The organism is Ruegeria sp. CJ3 (assembly GCF_056536725.1).
Genome location: NZ_JBQFQE010000003.1, coordinates 248,446 through 273,919 on the forward strand (window position 1 = coordinate 248,446; position 25,474 = coordinate 273,919).

33 protein-coding genes are annotated in these 25,474 nt (G+C 61.5%); 12 read left to right on the forward strand and 21 right to left on the reverse strand.

The window, feature by feature from the left end; translation table 11 throughout:
* Position 1: 1 nt before the first annotated feature.
* Entirely contained in the window at positions 2-487 is a 486-nt protein-coding gene (locus ACR0J1_RS06960) for an RNA pyrophosphohydrolase (protein WP_480731698.1), read from the reverse strand.
* 131 nt (positions 488-618) lie between these two features.
* On the opposite strand from ACR0J1_RS06960, the gene ACR0J1_RS06965 reads away from it, so the two are divergent.
* The gene (locus ACR0J1_RS06965; protein WP_480731700.1) at positions 619-2,646 is read left to right on the forward strand and encodes an FAD-dependent oxidoreductase; all 2,028 of its coding nucleotides are present in this window, start codon (positions 619-621) and stop codon (positions 2,644-2,646) included.
* 3 nt (positions 2,647-2,649) lie between these two features.
* On the opposite strand, the gene ACR0J1_RS06970 is transcribed toward ACR0J1_RS06965, so the two are convergent.
* The gene (locus tag ACR0J1_RS06970) at positions 2,650-3,090 is read right to left on the reverse strand and encodes a DUF4399 domain-containing protein (protein ID WP_480731702.1); all 441 of its coding nucleotides are present in this window, start codon (positions 3,088-3,090) and stop codon (positions 2,650-2,652) included.
* Between the two features lie 228 nt (positions 3,091-3,318).
* Between ACR0J1_RS06970 and ACR0J1_RS06975 the strand changes: the two genes are divergently transcribed.
* Positions 3,319-4,224 carry a LysR family transcriptional regulator gene (locus ACR0J1_RS06975; protein WP_480731704.1) on the forward strand — a complete coding sequence of 302 codons (906 nt, stop codon included), beginning with the start codon at positions 3,319-3,321 and terminating at the stop codon, positions 4,222-4,224.
* Between the two features lie 52 nt (positions 4,225-4,276).
* Here the strand turns inward: ACR0J1_RS06975 and ACR0J1_RS06980 are convergent, their stop codons facing one another.
* Positions 4,277-5,191 (reverse strand): hydrogen peroxide-inducible genes activator, encoded by a 915-nt coding sequence (locus ACR0J1_RS06980; protein WP_480731705.1) that lies wholly within the window; start codon positions 5,189-5,191, stop codon positions 4,277-4,279.
* A 99-nt stretch (positions 5,192-5,290) separates the two neighbouring features.
* Between ACR0J1_RS06980 and ACR0J1_RS06985 the strand changes: the two genes are divergently transcribed.
* A complete protein-coding gene (locus tag ACR0J1_RS06985) occupies positions 5,291-6,253 on the forward strand; it encodes a sodium-dependent bicarbonate transport family permease (RefSeq protein ID WP_480731707.1) in 963 nt (320 codons plus the stop codon).
* Here the strand turns inward: ACR0J1_RS06985 and ACR0J1_RS06990 are convergent.
* The 4 genes from ACR0J1_RS06990 to ACR0J1_RS07005 are packed head-to-tail and all read right to left on the reverse strand — an operon-like array spanning position 6,246 to position 9,157.
* Positions 6,246-7,148 carry an OmpA family protein gene (locus tag ACR0J1_RS06990; protein ID WP_480731709.1) on the reverse strand — a complete coding sequence of 301 codons (903 nt, stop codon included), beginning with the start codon at positions 7,146-7,148 and terminating at the stop codon, positions 6,246-6,248. The genes ACR0J1_RS06985 and ACR0J1_RS06990 overlap by 8 nt on opposite strands.
* Entirely contained in the window at positions 7,145-7,702 is a 558-nt protein-coding gene (locus tag ACR0J1_RS06995; RefSeq protein ID WP_480732147.1) for a peroxidase-related enzyme, read from the reverse strand. The genes ACR0J1_RS06990 and ACR0J1_RS06995 overlap by 4 nt, the downstream gene beginning before the upstream one ends.
* A 25-nt stretch (positions 7,703-7,727) precedes the next feature.
* Positions 7,728-8,438, reverse strand: a complete 711-nt coding sequence (locus tag ACR0J1_RS07000; protein WP_480731711.1) for a GNAT family N-acetyltransferase — start codon at positions 8,436-8,438, stop codon at positions 7,728-7,730.
* The gene (locus ACR0J1_RS07005; RefSeq protein WP_480731713.1) at positions 8,435-9,157 is read right to left on the reverse strand and encodes a competence/damage-inducible protein A; all 723 of its coding nucleotides are present in this window, start codon (positions 9,155-9,157) and stop codon (positions 8,435-8,437) included. Before ACR0J1_RS07005 ends, ACR0J1_RS07000 begins: the two co-directional genes overlap by 4 nt.
* Before the next feature lie 51 nt (positions 9,158-9,208).
* Here ACR0J1_RS07005 and sfsA point away from each other — a divergent pair, with 51 nt between their 5' ends.
* The gene (sfsA, locus tag ACR0J1_RS07010; protein ID WP_480731715.1) at positions 9,209-9,910 is read left to right on the forward strand and encodes a DNA/RNA nuclease SfsA; all 702 of its coding nucleotides are present in this window, start codon (positions 9,209-9,211) and stop codon (positions 9,908-9,910) included.
* A gap of 2 nt (positions 9,911-9,912) precedes the next feature.
* On the opposite strand, the gene ACR0J1_RS07015 is transcribed toward sfsA, so the two are convergent.
* Complete coding sequence (locus ACR0J1_RS07015) at positions 9,913-10,278, reverse strand: hypothetical protein (RefSeq protein ID WP_480731717.1); 366 nt, start codon at positions 10,276-10,278, stop codon at positions 9,913-9,915.
* Between the two features lie 177 nt (positions 10,279-10,455).
* Here ACR0J1_RS07015 and map point away from each other — a divergent pair, with 177 nt between their 5' ends.
* Positions 10,456-11,268 carry a type I methionyl aminopeptidase gene (gene map / locus ACR0J1_RS07020; protein WP_480530266.1) on the forward strand — a complete coding sequence of 271 codons (813 nt, stop codon included), beginning with the start codon at positions 10,456-10,458 and terminating at the stop codon, positions 11,266-11,268.
* Here the strand turns inward: map and ACR0J1_RS07025 are convergent.
* The 4 genes from ACR0J1_RS07025 to ACR0J1_RS07040 are packed head-to-tail and all read right to left on the reverse strand — an operon-like array spanning position 11,256 to position 13,845.
* The gene (locus tag ACR0J1_RS07025; RefSeq protein WP_480731719.1) at positions 11,256-11,423 is read right to left on the reverse strand and encodes a hypothetical protein; all 168 of its coding nucleotides are present in this window, start codon (positions 11,421-11,423) and stop codon (positions 11,256-11,258) included. The genes map and ACR0J1_RS07025 overlap by 13 nt on opposite strands.
* A gap of 25 nt (positions 11,424-11,448) precedes the next feature.
* Positions 11,449-12,084 carry an HAD family hydrolase gene (locus tag ACR0J1_RS07030; RefSeq protein WP_480731721.1) on the reverse strand — a complete coding sequence of 212 codons (636 nt, stop codon included), beginning with the start codon at positions 12,082-12,084 and terminating at the stop codon, positions 11,449-11,451.
* Positions 12,077-12,637, reverse strand: a complete 561-nt coding sequence (gene rsmD / locus ACR0J1_RS07035) for a 16S rRNA (guanine(966)-N(2))-methyltransferase RsmD (RefSeq protein ID WP_480731723.1) — start codon at positions 12,635-12,637, stop codon at positions 12,077-12,079. The genes ACR0J1_RS07030 and rsmD overlap by 8 nt, the downstream gene beginning before the upstream one ends.
* Positions 12,634-13,845, reverse strand: coding sequence for an NAD(P)/FAD-dependent oxidoreductase (locus tag ACR0J1_RS07040; RefSeq protein WP_480731725.1), 1,212 nt, complete (start codon positions 13,843-13,845; stop codon positions 12,634-12,636). The genes rsmD and ACR0J1_RS07040 overlap by 4 nt, the downstream gene beginning before the upstream one ends.
* Before the next feature lie 99 nt (positions 13,846-13,944).
* On the opposite strand from ACR0J1_RS07040, the gene ACR0J1_RS07045 reads away from it, so the two are divergent.
* From ACR0J1_RS07045 to ACR0J1_RS07060, 4 genes are all read left to right on the forward strand, one after another.
* Positions 13,945-14,430: a redoxin family protein gene (locus ACR0J1_RS07045; RefSeq protein WP_480731727.1), complete on the forward strand. Its 486-nt coding sequence runs from the start codon at positions 13,945-13,947 to the stop codon at positions 14,428-14,430.
* A 102-nt stretch (positions 14,431-14,532) separates the two neighbouring features.
* The gene (locus tag ACR0J1_RS07050; protein ID WP_480731729.1) at positions 14,533-14,778 is read left to right on the forward strand and encodes a glycine zipper 2TM domain-containing protein; all 246 of its coding nucleotides are present in this window, start codon (positions 14,533-14,535) and stop codon (positions 14,776-14,778) included.
* 11 nt (positions 14,779-14,789) lie between these two features.
* Positions 14,790-15,137: an EF-hand domain-containing protein gene (locus tag ACR0J1_RS07055; protein ID WP_480731731.1), complete on the forward strand. Its 348-nt coding sequence runs from the start codon at positions 14,790-14,792 to the stop codon at positions 15,135-15,137.
* A gap of 28 nt (positions 15,138-15,165) precedes the next feature.
* The gene (locus tag ACR0J1_RS07060; RefSeq protein WP_480731733.1) at positions 15,166-15,477 is read left to right on the forward strand and encodes a hypothetical protein; all 312 of its coding nucleotides are present in this window, start codon (positions 15,166-15,168) and stop codon (positions 15,475-15,477) included.
* Here ACR0J1_RS07060 and ACR0J1_RS07065 read toward each other — a convergent pair.
* The 4 genes from ACR0J1_RS07065 to ACR0J1_RS07080 are packed head-to-tail and all read right to left on the reverse strand — an operon-like array spanning position 15,474 to position 18,217.
* Positions 15,474-15,767, reverse strand: coding sequence for a 4a-hydroxytetrahydrobiopterin dehydratase (locus ACR0J1_RS07065; protein WP_480731735.1), 294 nt, complete (start codon positions 15,765-15,767; stop codon positions 15,474-15,476). The genes ACR0J1_RS07060 and ACR0J1_RS07065 overlap by 4 nt on opposite strands.
* A complete protein-coding gene (locus tag ACR0J1_RS07070) occupies positions 15,764-16,951 on the reverse strand; it encodes a GNAT family N-acetyltransferase (RefSeq protein ID WP_480731737.1) in 1,188 nt (395 codons plus the stop codon). The genes ACR0J1_RS07065 and ACR0J1_RS07070 overlap by 4 nt, the downstream gene beginning before the upstream one ends.
* A gap of 43 nt (positions 16,952-16,994) precedes the next feature.
* Positions 16,995-17,765, reverse strand: a complete 771-nt coding sequence (locus tag ACR0J1_RS07075; protein ID WP_480731739.1) for a glycerophosphodiester phosphodiesterase family protein — start codon at positions 17,763-17,765, stop codon at positions 16,995-16,997.
* Positions 17,762-18,217 carry a RidA family protein gene (locus ACR0J1_RS07080; RefSeq protein ID WP_480731741.1) on the reverse strand — a complete coding sequence of 152 codons (456 nt, stop codon included), beginning with the start codon at positions 18,215-18,217 and terminating at the stop codon, positions 17,762-17,764. The genes ACR0J1_RS07075 and ACR0J1_RS07080 overlap by 4 nt, the downstream gene beginning before the upstream one ends.
* A gap of 298 nt (positions 18,218-18,515) precedes the next feature.
* Here ACR0J1_RS07080 and ACR0J1_RS07085 point away from each other — a divergent pair, with 298 nt between their 5' ends.
* Both ACR0J1_RS07085 and ACR0J1_RS07090 read left to right on the forward strand, forming a co-directional pair.
* Positions 18,516-19,331 carry an MlaA family lipoprotein gene (locus ACR0J1_RS07085; protein ID WP_480731743.1) on the forward strand — a complete coding sequence of 272 codons (816 nt, stop codon included), beginning with the start codon at positions 18,516-18,518 and terminating at the stop codon, positions 19,329-19,331.
* Positions 19,321-19,929, forward strand: a complete 609-nt coding sequence (locus tag ACR0J1_RS07090; protein WP_480731745.1) for an MlaC/ttg2D family ABC transporter substrate-binding protein — start codon at positions 19,321-19,323, stop codon at positions 19,927-19,929. The genes ACR0J1_RS07085 and ACR0J1_RS07090 overlap by 11 nt, the downstream gene beginning before the upstream one ends.
* Positions 19,930-19,967: 38 nt before the next feature.
* Here the strand turns inward: ACR0J1_RS07090 and ACR0J1_RS07095 are convergent, their stop codons facing one another.
* The gene (locus ACR0J1_RS07095) at positions 19,968-20,678 is read right to left on the reverse strand and encodes a winged helix-turn-helix transcriptional regulator (RefSeq protein ID WP_480731747.1); all 711 of its coding nucleotides are present in this window, start codon (positions 20,676-20,678) and stop codon (positions 19,968-19,970) included.
* A 146-nt stretch (positions 20,679-20,824) separates the two neighbouring features.
* Between ACR0J1_RS07095 and ACR0J1_RS07100 the strand changes: the two genes are divergently transcribed.
* Positions 20,825-21,088, forward strand: coding sequence for a DUF1127 domain-containing protein (locus ACR0J1_RS07100; RefSeq protein ID WP_480731748.1), 264 nt, complete (start codon positions 20,825-20,827; stop codon positions 21,086-21,088).
* Between the two features lie 30 nt (positions 21,089-21,118).
* On the opposite strand, the gene ACR0J1_RS07105 is transcribed toward ACR0J1_RS07100, so the two are convergent.
* The 4 genes from ACR0J1_RS07105 to ACR0J1_RS07120 are packed head-to-tail and all read right to left on the reverse strand — an operon-like array spanning position 21,119 to position 25,289.
* Positions 21,119-22,216 (reverse strand): ABC transporter ATP-binding protein, encoded by a 1,098-nt coding sequence (locus ACR0J1_RS07105; RefSeq protein WP_480731750.1) that lies wholly within the window; start codon positions 22,214-22,216, stop codon positions 21,119-21,121.
* Positions 22,217-22,221: 5 nt separating this feature from the next.
* Complete coding sequence (locus ACR0J1_RS07110) at positions 22,222-23,121, reverse strand: carbohydrate ABC transporter permease (RefSeq protein WP_480731752.1); 900 nt, start codon at positions 23,119-23,121, stop codon at positions 22,222-22,224.
* Entirely contained in the window at positions 23,114-23,986 is an 873-nt protein-coding gene (locus ACR0J1_RS07115) for a carbohydrate ABC transporter permease (RefSeq protein WP_480530231.1), read from the reverse strand. The genes ACR0J1_RS07110 and ACR0J1_RS07115 overlap by 8 nt, the downstream gene beginning before the upstream one ends.
* A 58-nt stretch (positions 23,987-24,044) precedes the next feature.
* The gene (locus tag ACR0J1_RS07120; protein WP_480731753.1) at positions 24,045-25,289 is read right to left on the reverse strand and encodes an ABC transporter substrate-binding protein; all 1,245 of its coding nucleotides are present in this window, start codon (positions 25,287-25,289) and stop codon (positions 24,045-24,047) included.
* Positions 25,290-25,474 lie beyond the last annotated feature (185 nt).

Sequence of the window (25,474 nt, forward strand, 5' to 3'; positions counted from 1 at the left end):
CTCAGCTCAAGTGTTCCGCAAACGCGGCCACGACCTGTTTATACACTTCGCGCTTGAAGGGGACGATTTCGGCGATTAGGCGCGAGGGGTCCTGCCATTTCCAGCGGGCGAACTCGGGGTGGGCAGTGTCGATGTTGATGTGATCGTCGCGGCCGGTAAAGCGCAGCAGGAACCATTTCTGTTCCTGCCCACGATAGCGGCCTTTCCAGATTTTCGGCACGATGTCGTGGGGCAGATCGTAGGGCAGCCAGCCGGGGGTCTCGGCGATGATCTCGACCAGATCGGGGGTGACGCCGGTCTCCTCCCACAGCTCGCGCAGGGCGGCATCGCGGGGGTCTTCGCCCTTGTCCACACCCCCCTGGGGCATCTGCCATGCGTCCCGGGGGCCGTCGTTGCGCAGGCCCGTGAATATCCGGCCTTCCGCATTCATCAGCATCAGCCCGACGCAGGGGCGATAGGGCAGTTTGGCGATCTGGTCGGGGGTCATGCGCGGCCTCTTGGGTTGTTTGGCCCCTCTGTATCAAGCACCACCCCGGCGGCAAAGGGGATGACGTTAGGTTTCGCGTGACAAAGGTGACGCGCGCGTCAATCTAAGCGCCGAAACAGGGAGAGTTCGCCATGACCGCGTACCCAAACATGCTGGCCCCGCTGGATCTGGGCTTTACCACCTTGAAGAACCGCGTGCTGATGGGCTCGATGCATACCGGGCTGGAAGAAACCGGCGACTGGAACCGGGTGGCCGAGTTCTATGCCGATCGGGCGCGCGGCGGTGTGGCGCTGATGGTGACGGGCGGGATTGGCCCGAACCTTGAAGGCTCGGTCCTGCCCGGCGCGTCGATGATGACCAATGACACAGAGGTCGCGAACCATTCCATCGTGACACAGCGGGTGCATGAGGCAGGCGGCAAGATCGCGATGCAGATCCTGCATGCGGGGCGGTATGCCTATGGTCCGAAATGCGTGGCGCCCAGCCCGGTGAAATCTCCGATCTCTCCGTTTCCGCCGCATGAGCTGGATGAAGACGGGATCGAAAAACAGATCGGCGACATCGTGAATGCGGCCCGGCTGGCACAGAAGGCGGGGTATGACGGCGTCGAGATCATGGGGTCCGAGGGGTATTTCCTGAACCAGTTCCTGGTGACCCACACCAACAAACGCACCGACCGCTGGGGCGGGTCGTATGAGAACCGGATGCGCCTGCCCATCGAAGTCGTGCGTCGCACGCGCGAAGCGGTCGGGACGGATTTCATCATCATCTATCGGCTGTCGATGATCGATCTGGTCCCCAATGGCTCGACCCATGATGAGGTGGTCGAGCTGGCGCAGCGGATCGAGGCTGCGGGGGCCACGATCATCAACACCGGCATCGGCTGGCACGAGGCGCGGATACCGACGATTGCCACATCTGTGCCGCGGGCGGCGTTCGCATGGGTGACCAAGAAACTGATGGGCAAAGTCGGGATTCCGATCATCACCTCGAACCGGATCAACACGCCCGAGGTCGCCGAAGAGGTTCTGTCGACGGGTTGCGCCGACATGGTGTCTCTGGCCCGCCCGATGCTGGCGGACGCGGATTTCGTGAACAAGGCCATCGCGGGTGAGGCGGCGCAGATCGCGCCCTGTATCGCCTGCAATCAGGCCTGTCTGGATCACACGTTCAGCGGCAAGCTGACGTCTTGCCTTGTGAATCCGCGCGCCTGCCATGAGACCGAGTTGGTGATCACCAAGGCCGAGATTGCCAAGACTGTTGCCATCGTTGGGGCTGGCCCGGCTGGCCTGTCCACCGCGATGACCGCCGCCCAGCGCGGCCATGACGTGACCCTGTTCGACCGGGCGGCTGAAATTGGCGGTCAGCTGAACATGGCCAAACAGGTGCCGGGGAAAGAGGAATTCTGGGGGCTGGTCGACTGGTACCGCACCATGATGGACGACCTGGGCGTCAAGGTGGAACTGAACCGCGAGGTCCGCGCCGATGACCTGACCGGTTTTGACGAGGTGGTCATCGCCACCGGCGTCACCCCGCGCGATCCGCAGATACCGGGGCAGGATCGGGACAATGTGCTCAGTTATATCGAGGTGCTGCGCGACAAGGCCGAGGTCGGCAAATCCGTGGCCGTGATCGGCGCGGGTGGCATCGGGTTCGACGTGTCCGAGTTCCTGCTGGAGGACGGCCACAGTGCGACCACGGACCTGCTGCTGTGGATGAAGGAATGGGGGGTCACCGACCCGTCCGAGCACCGCTCGGGTTTGGCATCGGAAGGTCCCCAGCCCGCCGCCCCGGCGCGGCAGGTCTCGTTGCTGCAGCGCAAGGCTCAACGGCATGGCAAGGGCTTGGGCAAGACCACAGGCTGGATTCACCGCGCCACGCTGAAGATGAAAGACGTCAACTTCGTAGGTGGCGTGAATTACGAGCGCATCGACGAAGATGGCCTGCATGTCAGCTTTGGCGAGACCCGCGCCGATCCGACTGTGATCCCGGCGGAAACGATTGTCTTGTGCGCGGGTCAGGTCTCGGACCGGTCGCTGGCTGATGAGCTGAGCGCGCGCGGTATCGCCTGCCATGTGATCGGCGGCGCGGATGTTGCGGCAGAACTGGACGCAAAGCGGGCGATCAATCAGGGCACACGGCTTGCGGCAGGGCTGTAGCGGTCATTCAACGGTAATCGTAATCACCTCGGACACGATCGGCGTCGCGTGGGGCACATGGCCCGCATCGCCCAGCACCAGCTGCAGCGTGTGTTCGCCCGGCGTCATATCCAGCGTGACCTCGGTCTGGCCGCCGCCAAAATGGATGTGGTTGTCATCGGCGGGCAGGCCATAGGCCAGCTCATCCGCGCCATCCTCGCCCTGCCCGATCGGCGGGCGGTCGATCAACAGGTGGTGGTGGCCGGTGTTTTCAGCTTCGGTGCCGGCCGGCGCGACGCCCATACCGCTGAGGCCAAACACAATTGTTACGGGTGATTGCACCGTGTCCCCGTCCGACAGGTTGACGAAATAGAGCTTTGCGTCGGGATTCGACGGTGTCTCGCCCCCGGCCCAGGCAAGCGTGGCGGTCAGACACAGGGCGATGGCTGTAAAAAGGGCTCTCATACTCTCCTCCGTGGTCACAAAATTGCCATCCTGATCATAGCACAATCGGGAAAAAGTCCAGAAATCGGGGATTTGCAAGGGAAGGCATGATCCGCCACACGTTCATCTTAGCGTTTCCCAGTCGCAAACGATCCGATTCAAAACCCTGATATTATCCCATGTCTGCCCAGTTCTCGCCCAGATTGATCGCGATAAAGAGACAACGAACAGAAGACCTGGGGAACGAGAATGGATCGACTGACCGAAATGGAGGCCTTTTCCAACGTGGTGGACCAGGGTGGTTTCACCGACGCGGCCAAGAAAATGGGGATCTCCAAATCGGCCGTATCCAAACACGTGTCGAGCCTTGAGGCGCGGCTGGGTGCAAGACTGCTGAACCGCACCACACGCCGCGTATCACCGACCGAGATTGGATTGGCCTATTACGACCGTGCCCGCCGCGTGCTGAACGACGCGGGTGAGGCGGATGCGCTGGTAACGTCGATGCAATCGGCGCCTTCCGGTCTGCTGCGGATCAGCGTGGCGACGGATTTCGGGGTCAATCACCTGTCGCCGGTGCTGTCGGAGTTCCTGTCGGTCTATCCCGACATCACCGTGAACATGGTACTGAACAACCGCTATGTGGAGTTGATCTCCGAAGGCTTCGACGTGGCCGTGCGCATCGGAGAGCTGGAAGACAGCACCCTGCGCGCCCGCAAGCTGACTGAGACGGTCAAGCGTCTGGTTGCCTCGCCGAAATATATCGAACAGTTCGGACGGCCCCAAAAGATCGACGATCTGAACGAACACAAGCTGCTGCATTATTCCAGCCAGTCCTCGGGCAGCGTCTGGAAACTGACCGCGCCGTCCGGTGAAAAGCGCCAGGTGCGCACGGCCGGCTGGCTGAGTGTGAATGACGGGCAATCGTTGCTGAACGCCGCGATCTCGGGCCTGGGGATCGCGCATCTGCCCAGCTATCTTTATGCGGACGCACTGAAGTCTGGTGAGGTCGTAGATGCGATGCCGTCGCTGCCCGATGAGGTGCAAGGCGTCTATGCGGTCTACCCGCCGGGCCGGTTCACCCAGCCCAAGGTCCGGGCTTTCATTGATTTTCTCGTCGCGTCCTTTGCTGAAAAAGGCCCGATGGATTGGTAGAATTCTCCCTGTGGTACCTTGATGGCCCGTGTTGAAAGACACGGGCCTTTTTTTACTCGATCACCGGCAGACCCATGGTGCGGGCGACGGCGCGCAGGCTTTCGGTCAGGACGGTTTGACCCGGCAGCGGGGTCTCGGCGGGGCGGGCCAGCAGGGCGATGTCGCGGTTGGCGTTCGGGATCGACAGGGGGCGCAGGCGCACTTCGTCGCGGTAGATGCCCTGTCTGCGGGCATAGAGGTCGGGCAGAATCGCCACGCCGACGCCCGAGGCGGCCATCAGGACGATGGAATCGAGCGTCGTGCCCTCGTATTCATCTGACACCACGCCGCCGCATTCCGCCGCCAGCGCATAGACGATGCGCGACAGGCGGTGGCTTTGGTCCAGTGTCAGGAACAGGCGGTTTTGCAGGTCACCGGCGCTGACGCCCTGCAGGTCCTGCGCCAGCACGTCGTCGACGGCCACCGCAACCCAGAGGGATTCGTTGAACAGGCGGTGCTGCAGGGTGTTGGGGTGGTCCTCGGGCGTGGACAGGATCAGGTCAAAGCGCCCGGTCTTGAGACCCTGTTCCAGATCGCGGGTGTTTTCCTCGCGCACGATGATGCGCAGGCCGGGGCGCAGGCGGTGGACCTCTTTGATCACCTGCGGCAACAGGTAGGGCCCGATCGACGGCAGCACGCCCAGCCGCAGCCGCCCGCCCACCGGCGTGTCGCTGGACATGGCGTGGCGCAGGTCTTTGACATCGGCGAGGATTTTCTGCGCCCGGGCGATGAAGTCTTCGCCCTTGGCCGTCACCTGCACGCCGCCACGATTGCGGTCGAAGATGCGGACGCCAAGCTCCTGTTCCACCGTCGCAATCTGGGCTGACAGGCTGGGCTGGCTGACATTCAGCACATCGGCGGCAAGGCTGAACCGGCCCAGGCGGCTGACGGTGACGATATATTCCAGTTGGCGCAGGGTTGGGCGCATCTCATAGCCTGAAACTAAGCAAAACTTAGCAAGATAGTATTGGGCGAAATCAATTTTGCAAGGCACCTAGCCCGAAACCCGAGGGAACAGGAGCGCAAAATGCCCGGAGTGATCGAGACGCTGTCCAGCAATCTGCTGGTGCCGACCATATTGTTTTTCGCCCTCGGGCTGCTGGCGGCCTTTGTGCGCAGCGATTTGTCGATCCCGGCGGGGGCGGCGAAATTCATGTCGCTTTACCTGCTGCTGGCCATCGGGTTCAAAGGCGGGGCCAGTCTGGCCGAGCATGGGATACATCTGCAGCTGTTCCTGACGCTGATGGGCGGGGTTGTCCTGTCCTTTGCGATACCGTTTGTGGCCTTTGGCCTGCTGCGGGTGATGACCCGGCTTGATCCGCTGAACGCAGCAGCGGTGGCAGGGCATTACGGCTCGATCTCGATCGTCACCTTTGTCACTGCCACCAGCCTGCTGGATCTGGTGGGGCTGACCCATGACGGGTTCATGGTGGCCGTCGCCGCCGCGATGGAGGTTCCGGCGATCCTGTCGGCGCTGTGGCTGGCGCACAAGGCGGGCAACACCGGTGTGAAAGATGACAAGCTGTGGCGCGATCTGCTGGCCAATGGCTCGATCGTGTTGCTGACCGGCGCGTTCCTGATCGGGGTGATCACGGGCGGCGAAGGGATGCAGATGATCGCGCCCTTCATCGTGACACCCTTCACCGGCATCCTGTGCCTGTTCCTGCTGGATATGGGCCTGTCGGCGGGGCGTAGCCTGATCACCAACCGGGACAAGCTGTCGGTGGGACTGTTTGCCTTTGGGGTGCTGATGCCGCTGATCGGGGCGCTGATGGCCTGGGCCGTGGGCGCGCTGATCGGATTGCCGCAGGGCAGCCTGTTTTTGTTCATGGTGCTGGCGGCCTCGGCCTCTTACATCGCGGTGCCTGCGGCGATGAAGATCGCGCTGCCCAAGGCGGAAGCCGGGATTTACCTGACACTGTCGCTGGGGGTGTCGTTTCCGTTCAACATCACGGTCGGGCTGCCGCTGTATCTGTGGTGGGTCAGTTGACCAGCAGCACCGCCTCGACCCGGCGGTTGATGTCGCGACCCTCGGGCGTGGCGTTCGAGGTGATGGGGGCGAGATAGCCCGCGCCCTGCGCCTCGACCCGGTCGGCGGCGATGCCGTGGGCCTCGATCAAGCGAGCGCGCACGGCGTCGGCACGCTTGGTGCTAACCGCGATATTGGCCTGCAGATCACCGGTGTCATCGGTGTGCCCGACCAGCGCAAGGCGGGTATCAGGGTTCTCGGACAGATAGCCCGCCAGCAGGGCCAGCGAGGCAAAGGGCCCCTCGCCCAGCGCGACCTCGCCGGTGCGGAAATGCAGGTCATCAAGGATGACATGACCTTTGCTGCTCAGCTCGGTCAGCAACCCGACGGCACCGTCCACGGTTTCCTCGATCACCAGCGGCGGGGCGGGTTGGGTGCCAACGGGCGTGACCCGGATCATCTGTGCATAGCCGTCGGGCGGGTTGCGGCTGATCAGCAGGCTGATCACGTTGTTGCCGCGGATGGCGGTCAGAAAGCGGTAATCATGGATCGCCACATACATATCGGGGGTTGGCACGACCTCGGTGCCAAAGCGGAAATCAAAACCGCCGCAGCTGCGGGCCTCGCATTCAAAGATGATCTCATACCCCTGCGCCAAAAGCTGGTCACGCAGCGGTGTGAGGATTTGCAGCGTGGTGCTGGACCCGGCTTGCAGCCGCCATGTCAGGCGTTCGACCTTGCCTTCAACCGTGCGAGAGGGCACCGCGTTGTCAGCAAATACCGCAATCGGCACGTCATAACTGTCAAACGCGCTGGTCCGGTCCGAAATCTGACGCGCGCTGGAGGGCAGCACCAGTTCCTGCGCGAGGGCCGGAGCGGCCAGCAGAACAAAGCAGAGAACAAGAGGTCGGATCATCGGGACTGGGCGTGATATTCGGGGTTCGGGGCCATCGCGGTGGCGCTGGCCACGCGGTTGGTCATGTTGAAGAAACCAGTGACATTGGCGATGTCCCAGATATCACGATCCGAGAATCCGGCATCGCGTAATTGCTGGCGGTCGGGTTCTTCAATCGTTGTGCTGGCGGTGGTCATCTTGGCGGCAAAATCCAGCATCGCGCGCTGGCGGTCGTCCAGCGGAGCAACCCGGTAATTCATCACCAGCATCTCGCCCAGTTGCGGATCACCCGAAAGCTGACGCACCGCCGCGCCATGGGCTACGAGGCAGTAGAAGCACTTGTTGATGGACGAGACCACAACGGCGATCATCTCGCGTTCCAGCTTGCTCAGCCCGCTGTCGGCCAGCATCAGGTCGTTATACATCGCCGTGAACGCGTTCAGCTTGTCGATATCGAAGGCATAGGCGCGCAGCACGTTGGGGACCATGCCCAGCTTTTCGACGCAGATATCGAAGTACTTCTGCGTCTCGGGCGGCAGCGGGTCCGCCATCGGCAGGTTCAGGGCGGTGGGCATATCCTGTGTGGTCAATTCGCTCTCCTCAGACCTGCTGGCGATAGTGGTACTCGCCGACAATCTCCATCCCCAGCGCCTGATAGAGCCCGTTGGCCCCGACATTCGCCTTGGTACAGATCACGCTAAGGGTCTCAGCGCCATTGTCCAGCGCCCAGAAGGCCGCAGCGCGCATCGCCCATGCACCCATGCCCTGACGGCGGTGATCGGGCAGGATTTCCAGCGCGTGCACCATGGCGATGCCATCATGAATAGCGACAAACCCGGTGCCCGCAGGTTGATCGCTGCGGCGCATCAACTGGCCGGTTTTGGGCCCTTGTGCCCGGTCCATGATGGCCAGCCGTTCCGGACCGATGCCGCCCTGCGCCCAGATTTCCCGCATGATGGCCAGCGGTTCCCAGACATTGAACACGGTCACGCGCGGGATCGGGATGTCGGTCAGATGTCTCGCCGGGCAGGCATAGATGTTGACCGGATCAAGGATGTCATAGCCACGATCCGCAAGTTGGACGTCCAGCGCCTCATCCCCGGGCCAGAGACAAAAGAGGCGTTTTTGATCCATCGCCTGCATCGCGGTCTCGGCAGCGTCGATATCGGCGTCCGTGACCTCGCCCATTCGGCTGGCTGCGGACACGCGCGACCCGCCACCCTGCCCCTGCCGCAGCCGAAACGGCCCCAGCCTGTCATAGCCAGCGGCGGGCCAGGTGCCGTCGACAATCGCGGACCAGTTGGCGTTCAAAGTTCAATCTCTTTCGCGAGACGGGTGATGGCGGCATCGACACGCGCGCCATCGGTACCGCGTACAACAACATTGGCGCCAAACACGCCATTGGTCTGGAACGGGTAGCAGCCGATCGACAGATCATCGAAATCCTCGGCCAGCGTGGCCAGAGTTGCTGCGATATCCCCTTCGCCCCGGTCGACGCGCAGGGTTTGCGACAATAGCGGGCTGCCACCGGTCAGCGCAGGCAGGACGCTGGCGACCATAGCCTGAAACACCAGCGGCACCCCGGCCATAACGTGCACATTCCCCAGCGTGAAGCCCGGTGCGGTCGAGACCGGATTGTCGATCAGCGCCGCCCCATCGGGGATGCGCGCCATGCGCAGGCGAGCGGCGTTCAGTTCCAGCCCGGACTTGTCGTAATGCGCCTCGAGCAGGGCGCGGGCATCGGCGCGCACGTCAATATGCGCCCCAAAGGCGCGAGCAATGCAATCGGCGGTGATATCGTCATGGGTGGGCCCGATGCCGCCACTGGTGAAGACATGGTCATGCGCCTCGGACAGCGCCTTGACCGCAGATTCGATCGCCGAGGCATCGTCGCTGACGATCCGTACCTCGTTCAGATCGATGCCCTGTTTGGTCAGTTCTCCGGCCAGAAAATGCATGTTGGCGTCGCGGGTGCGGCCCGAGAGGATCTCATCCCCGATCACCAGCATTGCAGCGGTTGGATTGGCCATGGCGCGCCCTCCCTCTTGATCGGCCCTTAGGGCAGGTATAGGCCCTTGGCCATGCGATTTGAAACCCCCCTTGTTCCCGCCCGCCTGATCCGCCGCTACAAACGCTTTCTGGCCGATTGCACGCTGGAGGACGGGCGCGAGGTGACCGCCCATTGCGCCAATCCAGGATCGATGATGGGGCTGGCGGAACCGGGCGAGAAAATCTGGCTGGAGCCCAATGACGATCCGAAAAAAAAGCTGAAATACGGCTGGCGGCTGGTCGATCATGAGAACGGGCATTTCACCGGGGTCGATACCTCGCTGCCGAACCGGGCGCTGCGGGCGGCGCTGATGGCGCGCGACATCCCCGAACTGGCCGCCTATGAAACCGTCCGCCCCGAGGTGAAATACGGTGAAAACAGCCGCATCGATTTCCTGCTGACCCAACCCGGCCTGCCGGATGCTTATGTCGAGGTCAAAAGCGTGACGCTCTCGCGCCAGCCCGGTCTGGCCGAGTTTCCCGACAGCGTGACCGCGCGCGGCACCAAACATCTGGGCGAGTTGGCGGCGATGGCGGCACAGGGGCATCGGGCGGTGATGCTGTATCTGGTGCAGCGCACCGATTGCGACCGGTTCACGCTGGCCGCCGATATTGATCCGGCCTATGCGGCCGCGTTCGAGGCGGCCAAGGGGGTTGAGCGGCTGGTCGTCGGTACGCGGATCTCGCCAGACGGCGTTTGGGCTGATCCCATGCGACACTGGGAATTTTCCTGAGTTCAGTCCTCAAACCGAAAATTCCCGATCAACGCGCCCGATTTCGGAAACTGACCGCGATATCCGCCATCCGGCAGCCGTCCGACCCGCGCGCAAAGCTGGCGACCCTGCTGAAACGATTTCCAGCGACTGCACAGCTTGTCACCATCCAGCCACCAAACGCCACTATCCTGTCCCAATCGCGGGATAAGGACCTTAAAGGTTTCATCCGCCCTAAGGGTTGCCGTCCCGGAATAGTGGAATCTGTCAAACGCGATCTTGCGATCTTTGGCCAGCAGCGCCTTTATCTCGGACCCCGACAGAAGCGTCACCTCATCCCGGCAGCCGGATAGTGTCAGAACCAGCAAAACCGCGATCCATTTCTTCATCACATTCCCTGCATCGATTCTGAGGCGTTTCGTCACCCTATCCGAGATTTCGATCAGTCAAAGATTGAACCCGGCCCGTTCAACGCCATTTGAACGGTCGAAAACCGCACCCTCTGGAACTTTCTGCACAAGCAGCGTAAAAGGGGCGCTGCGCGAAATATTTGGAGCTTGGCGTCGATGAAAGAGCATCGTGGCCGTCTGACCAAGGACGGTATCCGCATTTACGAACAGGGGGACTTTGCCGGGATGCACGCGGCAGGGGCCTTGGCTGCGCGGATATTGGATGACATTGCCGATCATGTGTTTGTGGGCCAGACCACAGGAGCGATTGACGGGCTGATCACGCAGATGGTCGAGGATGCTGGCGCAGAGTCTGCCACCATCGGTTACAAAGGGTACAAGCACGCCAGTTGTATCAGCGTGAATCACGTAGTCTGCCACGGCATTCCCGGCGACAAGAAGCTGAAGGATGGCGATATCCTGAATATCGACGTCACCGTCATCGTCGATGGCTGGTTCGGCGATACCTCGCGCATGTATGTGGCAGGTAAACTGCCCCGCAAGGCGGAACGGTTGATTCAGGTGACCCATGACGCGCTGTTCAAGGGCATCGAGATGGTCAAGCCGGGCAATACATTCGGCGATATCGGCCACGCCATTCAGGCTTATGTCGAGGCACACCGGATGAGCGTTGTGCGCGATTTCTGCGGTCACGGGCTGGGCCGGGTGTTCCACGCGCCACCGAATGTGCTGCATTACGGGCGTCCGGGCACCGGCGCGGTGCTGGAAGAGGGCATGTTCTTCACCATCGAGCCGATGGTTAATCTGGGACGGCCCGAGACCAAGACGCTGGCCGATGACTGGACCGCCGTAACCCGCGACAAATCACTGTCGGCGCAGTTTGAGCATTCGGTGGGTGTAACGGCAGATGGGGTCGAGATTTTCACCCTGTCACCGGGCGGTAAGTATCACCCGACCTATTCGTCCTGATCGCGCAGCAGTTTCAGCAGCAATGTCTCATCCCGCCACGGGATCACCGCGTCGTGGATGAACACCGGCGCGCGCATCGGGTTGGGCGGCGGCCCTGTGGTGGTGTCGGTATCCTTCGAAAAGGCCCAAAGCGGAGGTGAGAGAGCGCGGTCCATGGCCGGACCTTACCATGTTTCGCGCTCAGAGTCCCAAAAGCCCGGGCACTTGTGACATATCCGTGAAGACCTCGGCCCCCAGCGCGGCCAGACGCGCGCCGTCGTCATGGGCGGCGTAAGCCAGGCAGCGCATATCGGCCCGGATCGCAGCGGTGACGCCGTTTTCGCTGTCTTCGATAACCACCGGGTGCTGCGCGCCGAAATGCTGCGCGGCGGTCAGGAACAACGTGGGTTCGGGCTTGCCGGCGCCCAGTTCATGGGCCGAGAACATCACGTCCCTGAACCGCTCCCACAGCCCATTCTGACCAAGGGTGATCTGCATCTTCTCGGGTCGGCCATTCGAGGCGACGCAATAGGGGATGGCCTGCGCGTCCAGTTGCGCCAGCAATTCGGGAATGCCTTCGACCAGCGGCGTGCCTGCTTTCAATGCCGTATAGATTTCCGCGTAAATCTGCTCGGTCCAGTCATCCGGCAGATCCGCCCCCAACGCCCGCGCCTTGTCGCGCACGCCGGTCATGGTTCCGCCGACAAACAGCGCCATGCATTCGGTGAGGCTCAGGTGCAGGCCATAGCGGGCGAAATTGTCGACCATGACCTGATTGGACAGAACCTCGCTGTCGACCAGAACGCCGTCACAATCGAAGATGACCAGATCATGCATTCGGATCGTCCCTCCACATCAACGAGATATGCGTGTCGCCATATTTGCGTGTGTCGCTCAGGGTGAACCCGTCGGGCGCGGCCATGGGGGCGTTTTCCTCCCAGACGATCAGGGCGTCGTCGGCCAGCCAGCCGCCGGACAGGGCGGCGATTGCTTTCTGGCCCAGCGCCTTGCCGTAAGGCGGGTCGAGGAAGATCAGATCATAGGGCGCGCCGGGGTTGTCGCCCAATCGGGTTGCGTCGCGGCGGATCATTTCCGTGCGAGTCTTGCATCCCGTCAGGTCGATATTCTTGCGGATCAGACCCTGCGCCACGCGCCCGTCATCGACAAAGGTGACGTGCGCCGCGCCGCGCGACAGCGCCTCGAGCCCCAACGCGCCGGTGCCTGCGAACAGGTCCAGAACGCGCAGACCGTCGAAGTCGATCTGGTGGCTGAGCACATTGAACAGGCTTTCGCGCACCCGGTCCGTGGTGGGGCGCAGATGTGCGCCCGCATCGCCTTTGCCGACCGAGGCCAGCGCCCGACCCCGGAAGTCTCCGGCGATGATCCTCACGCTTTGAGCAGCGGTTTGAGGTCCGCATCCGGGTCGGCGACCACCGCCGGATCAGCGGTTTTGCCCGCGTCGATCAGGCGCTTGCCAACCATATAGGCGCGCGGGTCGTTCATCGCGTCCACGGCAATCAGCTGATCGCCCTTGTAGTACCAGAAAGACACCGTCGCGCCCTGCCCCTTGCGGGTCACGACGCGGTCATAGCCGGTGTTCAGGCCAGCGATCTGCAGCTTGACGTCATACTGATCCGACCAGAACCATGGCGTCGCCACGTAGTCCTTGGCCGCGCCCAGCATGTTCTGAGCCACAATCTCGGCCTGATCGATTGCGTTGGGCACGCTTTCCAGACGGATGCGGCCTTCGCCATGCGGGAAGGACGCGCAATCGCCTGCCGCCCAGATCGAGGGATCCGAGGTGCGGCCATGGGCGTCGGTCTTGATCCCGTTATCCAGCTCCAGACCCGCCATCTCGGCCAGTTGGGTCGCGGGCGCGATGCCCACGCCGACAATGACGAAATCCACCGCCAGTTCCGAGCCGTCCGTCAGGACGGCCCCCGTCACATGGCCATCTTCCCCGATCAGACGATCCAGCCCGACCCCTTCGCGGATATCGGCGCCGTATTCGGAATGCAGAGCGCGGAAATAGTCGCTGGTCTCGGGTGCCGCGACCCGCTGCAAGATACGCTCGGCCATCTCGACCAAGGTCACCTTGACCCCGCGCTTGGCGCAGACGGCTGCGGCCTCAAGTCCGATATAGCCGCCGCCCACGATCAGCGCGCGCGCGCCGTCTTTGACACCGGGCTCCAGCGCGTCGATATGGGCCAGATCGCGGACCACATGGACGCCCTCCAGATCGCCGCCGATCGCCGCTGGCAAGCGGCGCGGATCGGACCCGGTGGTCAGGGCCAGTTCGTCGTATGAGATGACCTCATTGCCCAGCGAAACCGTCTTGGCCTGCGGGTCGATGCCGGTGACGCGCTGACCCAGACGCAAGGTGATATTATTCTCGGCATAAAAGCTTTCGGGCCGCAGGAACAGGCGGTCCAGCTCCATCTCACCCAGCAGATAGGCCTTGGACAGCGGCGGGCGCTGATAGGGCAGATGCGGCTCGGCCCCGATCAGGGTGATGTCACCCGCGAACCCGTCCTTGCGCAGCCGCGCCACCAGCGAGGCTCCGGCCTGCCCGGCACCGATCACGACAATATGGCTCATGTTTCACCCGCTCTGCAGAATTCACGTGGTCACTTTGTTTCGACCACCTATATTGCGGCAAAGCCCGACTCTGCAAATCCAAATGACAGGAGCATAAAAATGATTTCAACAGGTGACATGCTGCCCGAAGCGACCCTGATCCAGATGGGCGCGGAAGGCCCTGAGGAGGTTCGGATTTCAGACAAAACCAAAGGGCGCAAGGTTGTGATCTTTGCCGTGCCCGGTGCGTTTACCGGAACCTGCACAACCGCTCATGTTCCAAGCTTCATGCGCACCAAGGACCAGTTCGATGCCAAGGGTGTCGAGGAGATCATCTGCATCTCGGTCAACGATCCGTTCGTAATGGGAGCGTGGGGGGAAAGCACCGGCGCAACAGCCGCCGGGTTGACCATGCTGGCCGATGCCGCGTCCGAATTCACCAAGGCCATCGGCATGGATTTCGACGCCCCGCCCGTAGGGCTGATCGCGCGTTCCAAACGCTATGCGATGCTGGTCGAGGACGGCAAGGTCGTGGCGCTCAACCTCGAAGACAACCCCGGCGCCTGCGAGATTTCGGCAGGTGAGGGCCTGCTTGAAACCATCTAAGATGTTCGGCCCCGGCAAGACCGGGGCCGCATGAAGCGCAATTAACTTGATGCAACATCCCGATGTGCCAATACTTGGCGCATACAACCCGGGAGTTCATTGATGCGACTTAGATTTCTGACTTTGCTTCTTGGCGCAACAGGCGCGTTGGCCGCCTGTGGACCAGCATCCACACCACAGCAACAGGCCGCGCGACAGCACGAGATTGCGTGTTTGAGCGGCACATTGGGCGGCGCCCTGATCGGCGGCGCAATCGGCAATCAGTTTGGTGGTGGCTCGGGTAAAACCATTCTGACTGCAGCGGGCGCAGCAGCGGGTGGCTTTGAAGGCCAGAGATACGCGTGCTGAGGAGAGGTAAGATGAAACATGCATTTATCGTAGTCGCCGCGCTGGCGATGGCCGGGGTGGCCCATGCCGAGAGTGTCTCGGAGCTTAACGAAGCCGAGCTAAATAATATCGACAAGAACAATGATGGGTTCCTGTCGAAGGACGAGTTCAATGCTTTCTCGGACTACGCCTTTCAGGCGATGGACGAGGACAAGAACGGCACACTGGGCCTGAACGAGGCCAAGCCGTTTCTGGATATCGAACAGTTCCAAGCGGTTGACCGGGATGGAGACAGCCTTATTTCCAAGGCAGAGTATGCCGCGCAAATGCAGAACGATTTTGAGGCGGCGGATCAGGATGGCAATGGCCGGTTAGATTAGCACCCGGCCCGAACATGCAGGAGGCATCATGCGGATTTGGATCGGTTTGGGGGCGTTGGCGGTACTGGCGGCCTGTGATGTGCCGCAATCTCCGGTGGTGACGGGCCCGGACGGGCAGGCGCGCATTCAGATCAACACCAGCGGGCTGACCTGTTACGAGACGCGCTGTCTGGACATCAACCCGGCCAGGCGCAGCGTCCGGTCCATCGGCAACCGCACGATCCGCATTCCGAGCAATATCGATGTCAGCAGCGGCACCGTCACAGTGGCCGAGTTCAAACAGCTTGGGACAGCAGCCCTGCTGGCTGGTGGTGTGGGATCACAAAGCGACCGCGGCTAGATCAGGCTGTCCATCTTTCGGGCCAGCTTGGCATCCTGCGCAGACAGGCCGCCAACATCATGGGTGGACAGAACGACCTCGACCGTGCGGTAGACGTTGGACCATTCCGGGTGGTGGTTCCACTTTTCGGCAAAGATCGCCACCTGGGTCATCCAACCAAAAGCTTGCACGAAATCTTCGAAGATGAAGGTCTTGGTGATCGCATCGCGGTCCTCGACCATGGTCCAGCCATTTCTGAACAGCGGGTCCAGCAGCGGGCCGCGGGTCTCGGTCGACAGAAGTTCGGTCATTGCTGTTCCTCCGGGTTCGATTTCCTGAACGGGCCGTAATCCGTCAGAATCTCGATCTCTTCTCCCACCGCGTGGGCCTCGGCGTCCAGAAATTTCTGAACGGCATCAGCAAAACCCGGATCACCGACCCAATGCAAGCTATGCGTGCGCGTGGGCAAATAGCCGCGCGCCAGCTTGTGTTCGCCCTGCGCCCCGGCCTCGACCCGGGCCAGCCCGTGAGCAATGGCAAAATCGATCGCCCGATAATAGCACAGTTCGAAATGCAGGCAGGGGTGGTGTTCGACGCAGCCCCAATAGCGGCCATAAAGCGTTTCGCGCCCGATGAAGTTCAGCGCACCTGCAACCGGATGCCCGTTGCGCTCGGCCAGCACCAAAGCCATGTCATTGGCCATAGTTTCTTGAGCGATATCAAAGAATTGCCGCGTCAGATATGGCGCACCCCATTTGCGGGCGCCAGTGTCCTGATAGAACTGCCAGAACGCATCCCAATGTTCAGGGCACAGATCGTCGCCGGTGATGGTGCGAATCTGGCCGCCGAAATCGCAGGCCTGCGCGCGTTCCTTGCGGATATTCTTGCGTTTGCGCGAGGATAGCGCGGCCAGAAACCCGTCGAAATCCGTATAACCATCATTCAGCCAGTGGAATTGCTGTGAATGCCGCACCATCAGGCCCATCTGTTCACCTGCCAGCGCCTCGGCCTCGGTGCAGAAGGTGGCGTGCAGGGACGAGATACGGTTTTCAGCCGCCAGCTGTACCGCGCCCTGAACCAGCGCCGAAATGCCGATGGCGTCATAGTCGGGCCGCACCAGGAAGCGCCGTCCTGTGGCCGGTGTAAACGGCGCCGCGATCTGCAGTTTCGGATAATAGCGCCCGCCTGCGTTCTCGTAGGCATGGGCCCAGCTGTGGTCGAAGATATATTCCCCCTGCGAATGCGATTTCGCATACATGGGGGCAGCGGCAATCAGCATCCCGTCCAGATAGGCGGTCAGGTACTGAGGCTGCCATCCGGTGCCCCGCCCGACGGATCCGCTTTCTTCCAGTGCAGACAGAAACCGATATGTGGTGAAAGGATCAAGGGGTCGCCCACCATCTGACGCCTCAGGGCAGGCGCAGCTGTCCCAGTCGCTCGCCGAGATTTGCGAGAGCGATGTCAGAACCCGAACCTCGATCTGTGACTGATCCATGTGCCCTCCGCCTAACCTTTATCTGTGATCAGGCGCGCCGGGATCAAGCGGGATGTGCGGCCATGTACCCTTCGAAGGTCACATTGTCGGCAACCTTGCGCGCCTGCGCCTCTTGTTCAGGCGAGCGGACGGTCCAGCACAGGATGGGTACGCCCTGCGCCTTGATCTCGGCGACGCGGGGGCGGGTCAGATCGGCGGCCTCATGGCTGATGAAGCTGGCTTTGGCGCGGTCGAAATCGGGGATGGTGCGCAGGTGATCGCAAATCTCGGTGAGCAGCAGTTCCACCTTTGGATCATAAGAACAGGTGACAAGCCCGCGCGGCAAGCCCGGCGCGATCCGCGCCAGTTCAACCACCGAGTTGGGGTTGAACGACATCAGCGCCACCGGACCGTCATAGCCCTGCAAGGCACGCACAGTATCCGCTTCGAGTGCGCCGACATTGAGACCCATCGCGCCGTCCTGATCCTTGAGTTCGATCAGCAGGGGCACGCGGCCTGCGACAATGTCCAGAATCTCGTCCAGAGTCGGGATGCCTTCGCCGTCGGATTGCAGCAGCGTCAGCGCCTGCGCCTGTGCAGCGGTGATCTGCTGGATCGGGCCGGGCTGGCCGGTCAGACGCCGCAGATCATAGTCGTGAAACACCATCGCACGACCGTCCGAGGTGAGCTGCAGATCGATCTCGATCCCGTAACCGGCGTCAATGGCGGCGCGAATGGCGGCCCGGCTGTTCTCGGGTCGCTGATCGGTAACATCGTGCAGCGCCCGATGGGTTATCGGGCGCTGCAGGAATTCGGAAGGCAGGGGCGGCGTCATTGAACCTCGAAGATACCTTCGATTTCGACAGCAACACCCAGCGGCAGCGAGGCCGCGCTGACGGCGGAACGCGAATGACGACCGGCCTCGCCCAGTGCTTCGACAAGGAAATCGGATGCGCCGTTGATCACCTGCGGCTGCGCGGTGAAGTCGGCGGTCGAGTTCACGAATCCGGTCAGCTTGATCACGCGCACCAACTTGTCGATATCGCCGCCACAGGCTGCCTTAACCTGTGCCAGCAGGTTGATGGCACAGACCTTGGCCGCCGCTGCGCCCGCATCCACATCCATGTCATCGCCCAGCTTGCCGGTGATCAGATCGTCCGCTTTGGAAATCTGACCCGAGACATAAACGATATTGCCGATCCGCACGAAGGGCACGTAATTCGCCGCAGGGGCGGGCGCGTCCGGCAGGGTGATGCCGAGGCTGTCGAGTTTTGCTGCGATGCTCATGAATAAGGTCTCCCACGGTTTGACTTTGGCCGGACGCTAACCGGGAACGGCGGTTTCGGAAAGCGGGAAAGCGGCATTTTTCCGATTGCCCGCGATCTGGGCATCTCTCCTCTTATTCAGGATGTGTTGATATCGTGTCACTTTACCCGGCCCTATCGGCTGGGGTAGATGCGAGTTGTTGTTTCAAATCGCGCGCGAACGGTCTATGTCGGACCAATTGCAGCGCAAAGACCGCAAAGGCCGTATTGATTGAAGGCCCGGCCCCACCACCGGGTAGTTTTTTGGAGTACCGAAGACCGTGCCACGCCCCATCCGCCTGACGCACCTGATCATTCTGACCGCCATGACGGTCCTGTCCGCCTGCGCATCGCAGCCACAGGATGCCGCGGCCCGTGGAGAGATTTTCGATCCCTACGAGAACGCAAATCGCGGTGTTCACAAGTTCAATCTGGGCGTTGACCGATTCCTATTCCGGCCGGCCTCGAAAGGCTATGTGAAGATCGTGCCCGATCCGATGGTCACCAGCTTCAGCACCTTTGCCGAGAATATTTCATTGCCCGGGCAGGCGGTGGACTATCTTTTGCAGGGCAACCCCAAGCAGATGGGCAACGCGCTGCTGCGCTTTGTGGTCAACATGACCGTGGGTGGTTTTGGCCTGTCGGCCCCGGCGGATGAGCTGAACCTGCCGCCCGTCGATACCGATTTCGGCGAAACGCTGCATGTCTGGGGCTTTGGTGAAGGAGCCTATGTCGAACTGCCCTTCTATGGCCCCTCGACCACCCGCGATGCCGTGGGTGTGGTGGTGAACCTGTTCTCGAACCCGATTAATTTCAGCCCCACGCGGCCCGCCGACAACCTAGGCGTCTATGCCGAGGTGGTCCGGCGCATGGGCGACCGGGGGCGGTTCTCGGATACGGTCGATTCGATTCTGTATGACAGTGCCGACAGTTACGCGCAGGCGCGCACGATCTATCTTCAAAACCGCCGCTTTGAACTGGCGCGCGACGACGAGGATGCCTATCTGGGGCTGTATGACGACCCTTATGCCAATACCGGGACCGACCCTGTCAGGGACCCTTTCCTAGACCCCTACGAGGACCCCTATGCCGAGTAATCTGATGCACCGCCGCCAGTTTGTCACCACCGCCCTGACCGGGCTGACGGTAGCTGCCCTGCCCCTGCCCGCCTTTGCGCTGACCGAAGCCGGGGCGACGCAGCTGGTCAATTCCGTGGTGTCCGACATCACCCGGGTGATCGAATCCGGCAAATCCGAAAAGGCCATGCTGCGCGATTTTCAAAAGATCTTTGTGCAATATGGCGATGTGCCGATCATGGCGCGCTATGCGCTGGGTGTCGAAGCCCGCAGCGCTTCACCGGCACAATTGCGCCAGTTCACCAAGGCCTTCGAAGGCTATATCTCGCGCAAATACGGCCGCCGCTTCCGCGAATTCATCGGCGGCGAGGTCACCGTGCGCAACGCCCGCAAGATCAAGGCAGGCTATGAGGTGCGCACCTCGGTCAAACTGCGCGGCTCGTCGCCCTTCGAGGTGACGTTCCTGGTGTCGGATAAATCCGGCAAGGGCAAGTTCTTCAATATGTTCATCGAGGGCGTGAACCTGCTGCTGACCGAACGCACAGAGATCGGCGCAATGCTGGATGCACGCGGCGGCGATCTGAACCGGCTGATCAAGGATCTGGACAAGGTGGGCTGAGCCTTTCGGCACCATCGCGGGATAGGTGGATCTGTGATTCAGTCCGGATCGCGCAGCGGAAGGATGCCTTCGATATCGGCATAGTTTGACCGCGGGAACCAGCGGTCGATGCTGCGTTCCAGAACGGTGTCGCCGGTCATGAAGAACCGGCCCGCGTCGGTCTCGCGTGCAAATGTCGAGCGGCCAAAGAAGATCGCGTTCAGCGACAATTGCGAGGTCTCAATAAACAGATCAACCTCGCTGCCGGGCAGGTCGATGCACAACTCGACATCCTTGCCCGGTTCATGAATCAGCCAATAGGTCGATACCGCTTCGGGCTCATCCGGAAAGCGAAACCGGATGACGGTCCGCTTGGCCGGTAACTCGGACGTGTTCACCGCTTTGCGAAAGCCCCACATCAGATCGCCGATATCGGCCCCGGTCATGGCGATTTCCGCCTCGATATTGCGCTGCGCCCATCGGGACAGGGCGTTCATCGCCTCTTCGAGGTCCTTGGCCTTGTCGGTGCGCACATAATCGACGGTGCCGCGCGCGCGGTCTTCGATCCGCTCGACCAGCCCGTTGCGCTCCATCTCTTCCAGCCGTTTGGACAGCACCCCGGGCGAGACGCCGCCCACGGCGCGGCGTATGTCGTTGAACCGGCTGTACCCGTTCCACAGCTGGTTCAGAATCGGCAGGGTCCAGCGGGGTTCGAGGATCTGACAGGCCTTCGAGATCGAGCAGATATTGCCATAAGGCTTGGCGGACATGGATGCATTCCTTTCCGGGCGCAGGATATCGCACCCGCCGCGCCTGCATCCAGTACGAAAAGCGTACCACCTCGCTTCTGTTCGCTCACTATCCGGTTCGGTCTGTGCCGGGCGAGACTGTCAGCACATGCAGAAGGAGGACGAACATGGCCCAGACAGACACCATTCTTCATCGCCCGAACGCGCAGCAGCCACAGGCCTTCGGATGGTACAGAGCGCTTTGGTCCAGTTGGAAAAACCGGCGCAAGAGACGACAAGGGGCGCAGGCCCTGAACGCGCTGCCCGGGCGGGCGCTCAGGGATATTGGCCTGACGTGCGCGGATGCTGAGCGGGCGCTGCACGACACCGCATCTCAGACGCAATCCGGCCGGCTGTACCGGGCAGCGAAACAGCAATCGGGCAACTGGTGAGGCTGCCCGACCGGATCAAGTTGCGGCGGCTCAGTTCAACCGCTCGCCCGTTTCCTGGGCAAAATACGACACCTTGCTCATGTCGAAAGCCAGATTCAGCATCTGACCCGCCTGCGCGCTGGTTTCGGCATGCAGACGCGCGGTGACCTGTTTGCCGCCCAGTTCCGAGACCACATAGGTGTCCGCCCCGGCGGGTTCGACCATATCGACCATGCAGGCGGCCTCTTGCACGCCTGCGCCGGCGCGGAAGCCGGCCTCGGCGATATCTTCGGGGCGCAGGCCGAGGATGACGTCCTGCGGCAAGCTTGGCGCGCGGGTGTCGGTCAGCACGATGGTGTCACCGGTTTCGCGCGTGATCGAGATTTGCGTGCCCGACCCGTTGCTGGAGGCCGTGGCCGGGATCAGGTTCATCGCAGGTGAGCCCATGAAATCAGCCACGAACAGGTTGGCGGGGTTGTTGTAGATCTCGGCCGGGCTGCCGATCTGCTGCACGATCCCGCCTTTCAGCACGACGATCTTGGTGGCCAGCGTCATGGCCTCGATCTGGTCATGGGTGACATAGACGATCGAGGCATCCAGCGTCTGGTGCAGCTTCTTGATCTCGGTCCGCATCTCGACCCGCAGCTTGGCGTCGAGGTTCGACAAAGGCTCGTCAAACAGGAACAGCTTGGGGTCGCGCACCAGCGCCCGGCCCATCGCCACCCGCTGGCGCTGACCGCCAGACAACTGGCTGGGGCGGCGGTTCAGCAACTGCTCGATCTGCAGCAGCGAGGCGACCTCGTTCAGTTTGGCCTCTTGCGTGGCGGGATCGACCCCGCGCACTTTCATGCCAAAGGTGATGTTCTTGGCCACCGACATGGTCGGGTAGAGCGCGTAGGACTGGAACACCATGGCGATGTCGCGGTCCTTTGGGCTGACATGGGTCATGTCCTTGCCGCCAATGGCCAGCGTGCCGCCGGTGATCGGTTCCAGCCCCGCGATACAGTTCAGCAGGGTGGATTTACCACAGCCCGAGGGGCCGACCAGAACCAGAAAGTCGCCCGGCTCAATCGAGATGTTGATGTCCTTCAGAATTTCGACATTGCCGTAATTCTTGTAAAGGTTGTTGATGTCGAGAATAGGAGCCATGGGTCTTATCCCTTCACTGAACCGGCGGTTAGGCCGCGGATGAAATACTTACCGGCAACGACATAGACGAGCAGCGTCGGCAGGCCCGCGATGATCGCGGCGGCCATGTCGACGTTGTATTCTTTGACGCCGGTGGTTGAGTTTACGATGTTGTTGAGCGCAACGGTCACGGGCTGAGTCCCGGCCTCGCTGAAGGACACGCCAAACAGGAAATCGTTCCAGATCTGCGTGAACTGCCAGATCACGGTCACCACGATGATGGGCAGCGACAGCGGCAGGAAGATCGACCAGAAAATCCGCAAAAATCCGGCCCCGTCGACGCGGGCCGCTTTGACCAGTTCCACCGGGATCGTGACATAGTAGTTGCGGAAAAACAGTGTGGTGAAGCCAAGGCCATAGACCACATGGACGAAGATCAGGCCCGGAATGGTTCCCGCAATCTCCATCAGGCCAAGCACGCGGGCCATGGGCAGCAGGACGACCTGAAACGGAATGAAGCAGCCAAACAGCATCAGTGAAAAGATGATGTTGGCCCCTTTGAACTTCCATTGCGCCACGACATAGCCGTTCAACGCGCCCAGCAGGGTCGACAGCGCCACCGCAGGCACCGCGATCAGGACCGAGTTCCAGAAATAGGGCCGCAGGCCTTCGCACTGGATACCTGTGCAGGCGCCGGACCATGCGGTTTTCCAGGCCTCAAAGCTGACCTCTCGCGGTAGCGACATGAGGGAACCGGTGCGGATTTCCTCAAGGCTTTTGAGCGAGGTCGTGAGCATCACGAACAGAGGCATCAGGTAATAAAGCGCAAACAGGCCCAGCATGATGTACAGCAGCCAGCGCAGGGCAATCTTGCTTGTGGCGCTTTGGGTGCGGGTTTCGCTTTGGGGCATCGACAGATCAGTCATTTTTAGCCCTCAATTCTGAGTAGAGATAAGGAACCACGATGGCAAAGACGACCAGCATCATGATCATCGCAGACGACGCCGCCTGACCGATATCGCCGCGCGAAAACGCCATGGCGTACATATAGGTGGCGGGCAGATCGGTCGCGTAGCCCGGACCGCCGCCGGTCAGGGCGATGACCAAATCAAAGCTTTTGATCGCCAGATGCGCCAGCACGATGAAGGCCGACAGGAAAATCGGAGCCATCGAGGGGATGATGATCGCCGTGTAGATGCGCCATGTGGGGATACCATCGACCTGCGCGGCCTTGATGATCTCTCCGTCCACCGACCGCAGACCGGCCAGAAACAGCGCCATCACAAAGCCCGAGCTTTGCCAGATCGCGGCAATCACGATGGTGTAGATCGCGTAGTCCGGGTTCACCAGCCAGTCGAATTCGAAGTTTGGAAAGCCCCAGCCCTGCACCATGGCCTCGATCCCCAGACCGGGGTTGAGGATCCATTTCCACGCAGTACCGGTGACGATCATCGACAGCGCCATCGGGTACAGGTAGATCGTGCGGATCGCCCCTTCGACACGGATTTTCTGATCCAGCAGGATGGCCAGCAGCAATCCCAGAAGCATCGCGATCACGATGAACAGCGCGCCGAACAGGTACAGGTTGTTGATCGCCGTATCCCAGCGGGGCGAGTCAAACAGGCGTTCATATTGGATGAAGCCCTTGATCTCGTATTTCGGCAATAGTTTCGATCGGGTTAGCGACACCCATGCGGTCCATCCGATAAATCCGTAGACAAAGATCAATACGGCGATGAACGACGGCGCCAGCACCACCTTGGGCAGGTGGTTTTCCAGCCATTCAGACATTTCAGCCTCCGGGGAAAGATGCTCTGCCCCGCGTTATCCGGGGGCAGAGCGTATTGGATCAGTAGCTGTTGGCCACTGCGTCCGCCAGTTGCTGAACCGCGTCAGCCGAGGACATATCCGAGTTGAAATGCGCGGTCACAACATCGGTGATCGCACCGGCCTGCGACCCGCGCAGCGCCATGCCATGGGCATAGGACGGCAGCAGCGAACCACCGGCCGAAGTGGTGCCCATATCTTCAGCCGAGATTTTGGCACAGATGTCGAATGCATCCAGCGCCACATCGGTCCGGGCCGGGATTGAGCCTTTGTTGAGGTTGAACACCTCCTGGAAGTTCGGACCGACGATCAGCTTGGCCAGCAGTTCCTGACCGGCGCGGTTGTCGTCGCCTTCCACTTCGAACATGGCAAAGCTATCGACGTTATAAAGATAGCCATCGCCGGGGGTCGAGGCACACAGGAAATCCTCGCCGGGCTTCTTGCCTGCGGCCAGGAATTCACCCTTGGCCCAGTCACCCATGATTTGGAACGCCGCTTCGCCATTCATCACCATGGCGGTGGCAAGGTTCCAGTCACGACCCGAGAAGTTTTCGTCCACATGACCACGCAGGACCCGCATCTGGTCAAAGACCTGCACCATCGTGTCCGAAGTCAGCGCCTCGGGGTCAAGATCGACAAGCGCTTTCTGATAGAACTCAGGCCCACCTAGACCCAAGGCAACCGCTTCGAACACGGTCGCGTCCTGCCACGCCTGACCGCCATGGGCCAGCGGGATCACACCGGCGGCCTGCAGCTTCTCGGCAGCGGCGTTGAACTCATCCCATGTGGTGGGCATCTCGATGTCATTGGCGGCCAGAATGTCGGCATTGGCCCAGATCCAGTCGATGCGGTGGACGTTCACCGGCGCCGCGCACCATGTGCCTTCACATTTCATGTGACCGGCGATCGACGCAGGCAGGACATCGGCCCAGCCTTCAGCCTCGGCTACGCTTGAAATATCGGCCAGAACGCCCTCTTCATACCATTCCTGAATTGCAGGGCCCTTCAGCTGAACTGCGGTGGGCGCGTTACCGGCCAAAACGCGGGCGCGCAAAGCGGTCATCGCAGCATCACCGCCGCCGCCCGCCACAGGCATGTCGGTCCATGTGCCGCCGTTCGAGGCGAATTCTTCCTGCAGAACGCCAACCGCCTTGGCCTCACCACCAGATGTCCACCAGTGCAGAACCTCGGCCTGCGGCTCGGCCACAACGGACGACCCCGCCGCGACGGCCAGTGTCGAAACGGTGGCAAATGCAAAACGCTTCATAATCAGTCTCCTCCCTGAGAACTCACATGCCGCCCTTTGGGCAGCGATGCGGGATATTCTGCGGCTCGAACGCCCGCTGGCAACGCGAAATCAGGGGCAAGGCGCGGACAGGGTAGAAATTTTCAACAGTTTTGTTACCGCGTGTTACGTTGGCCTTGAATCCGTTTCCATTCGTTACAAACGAG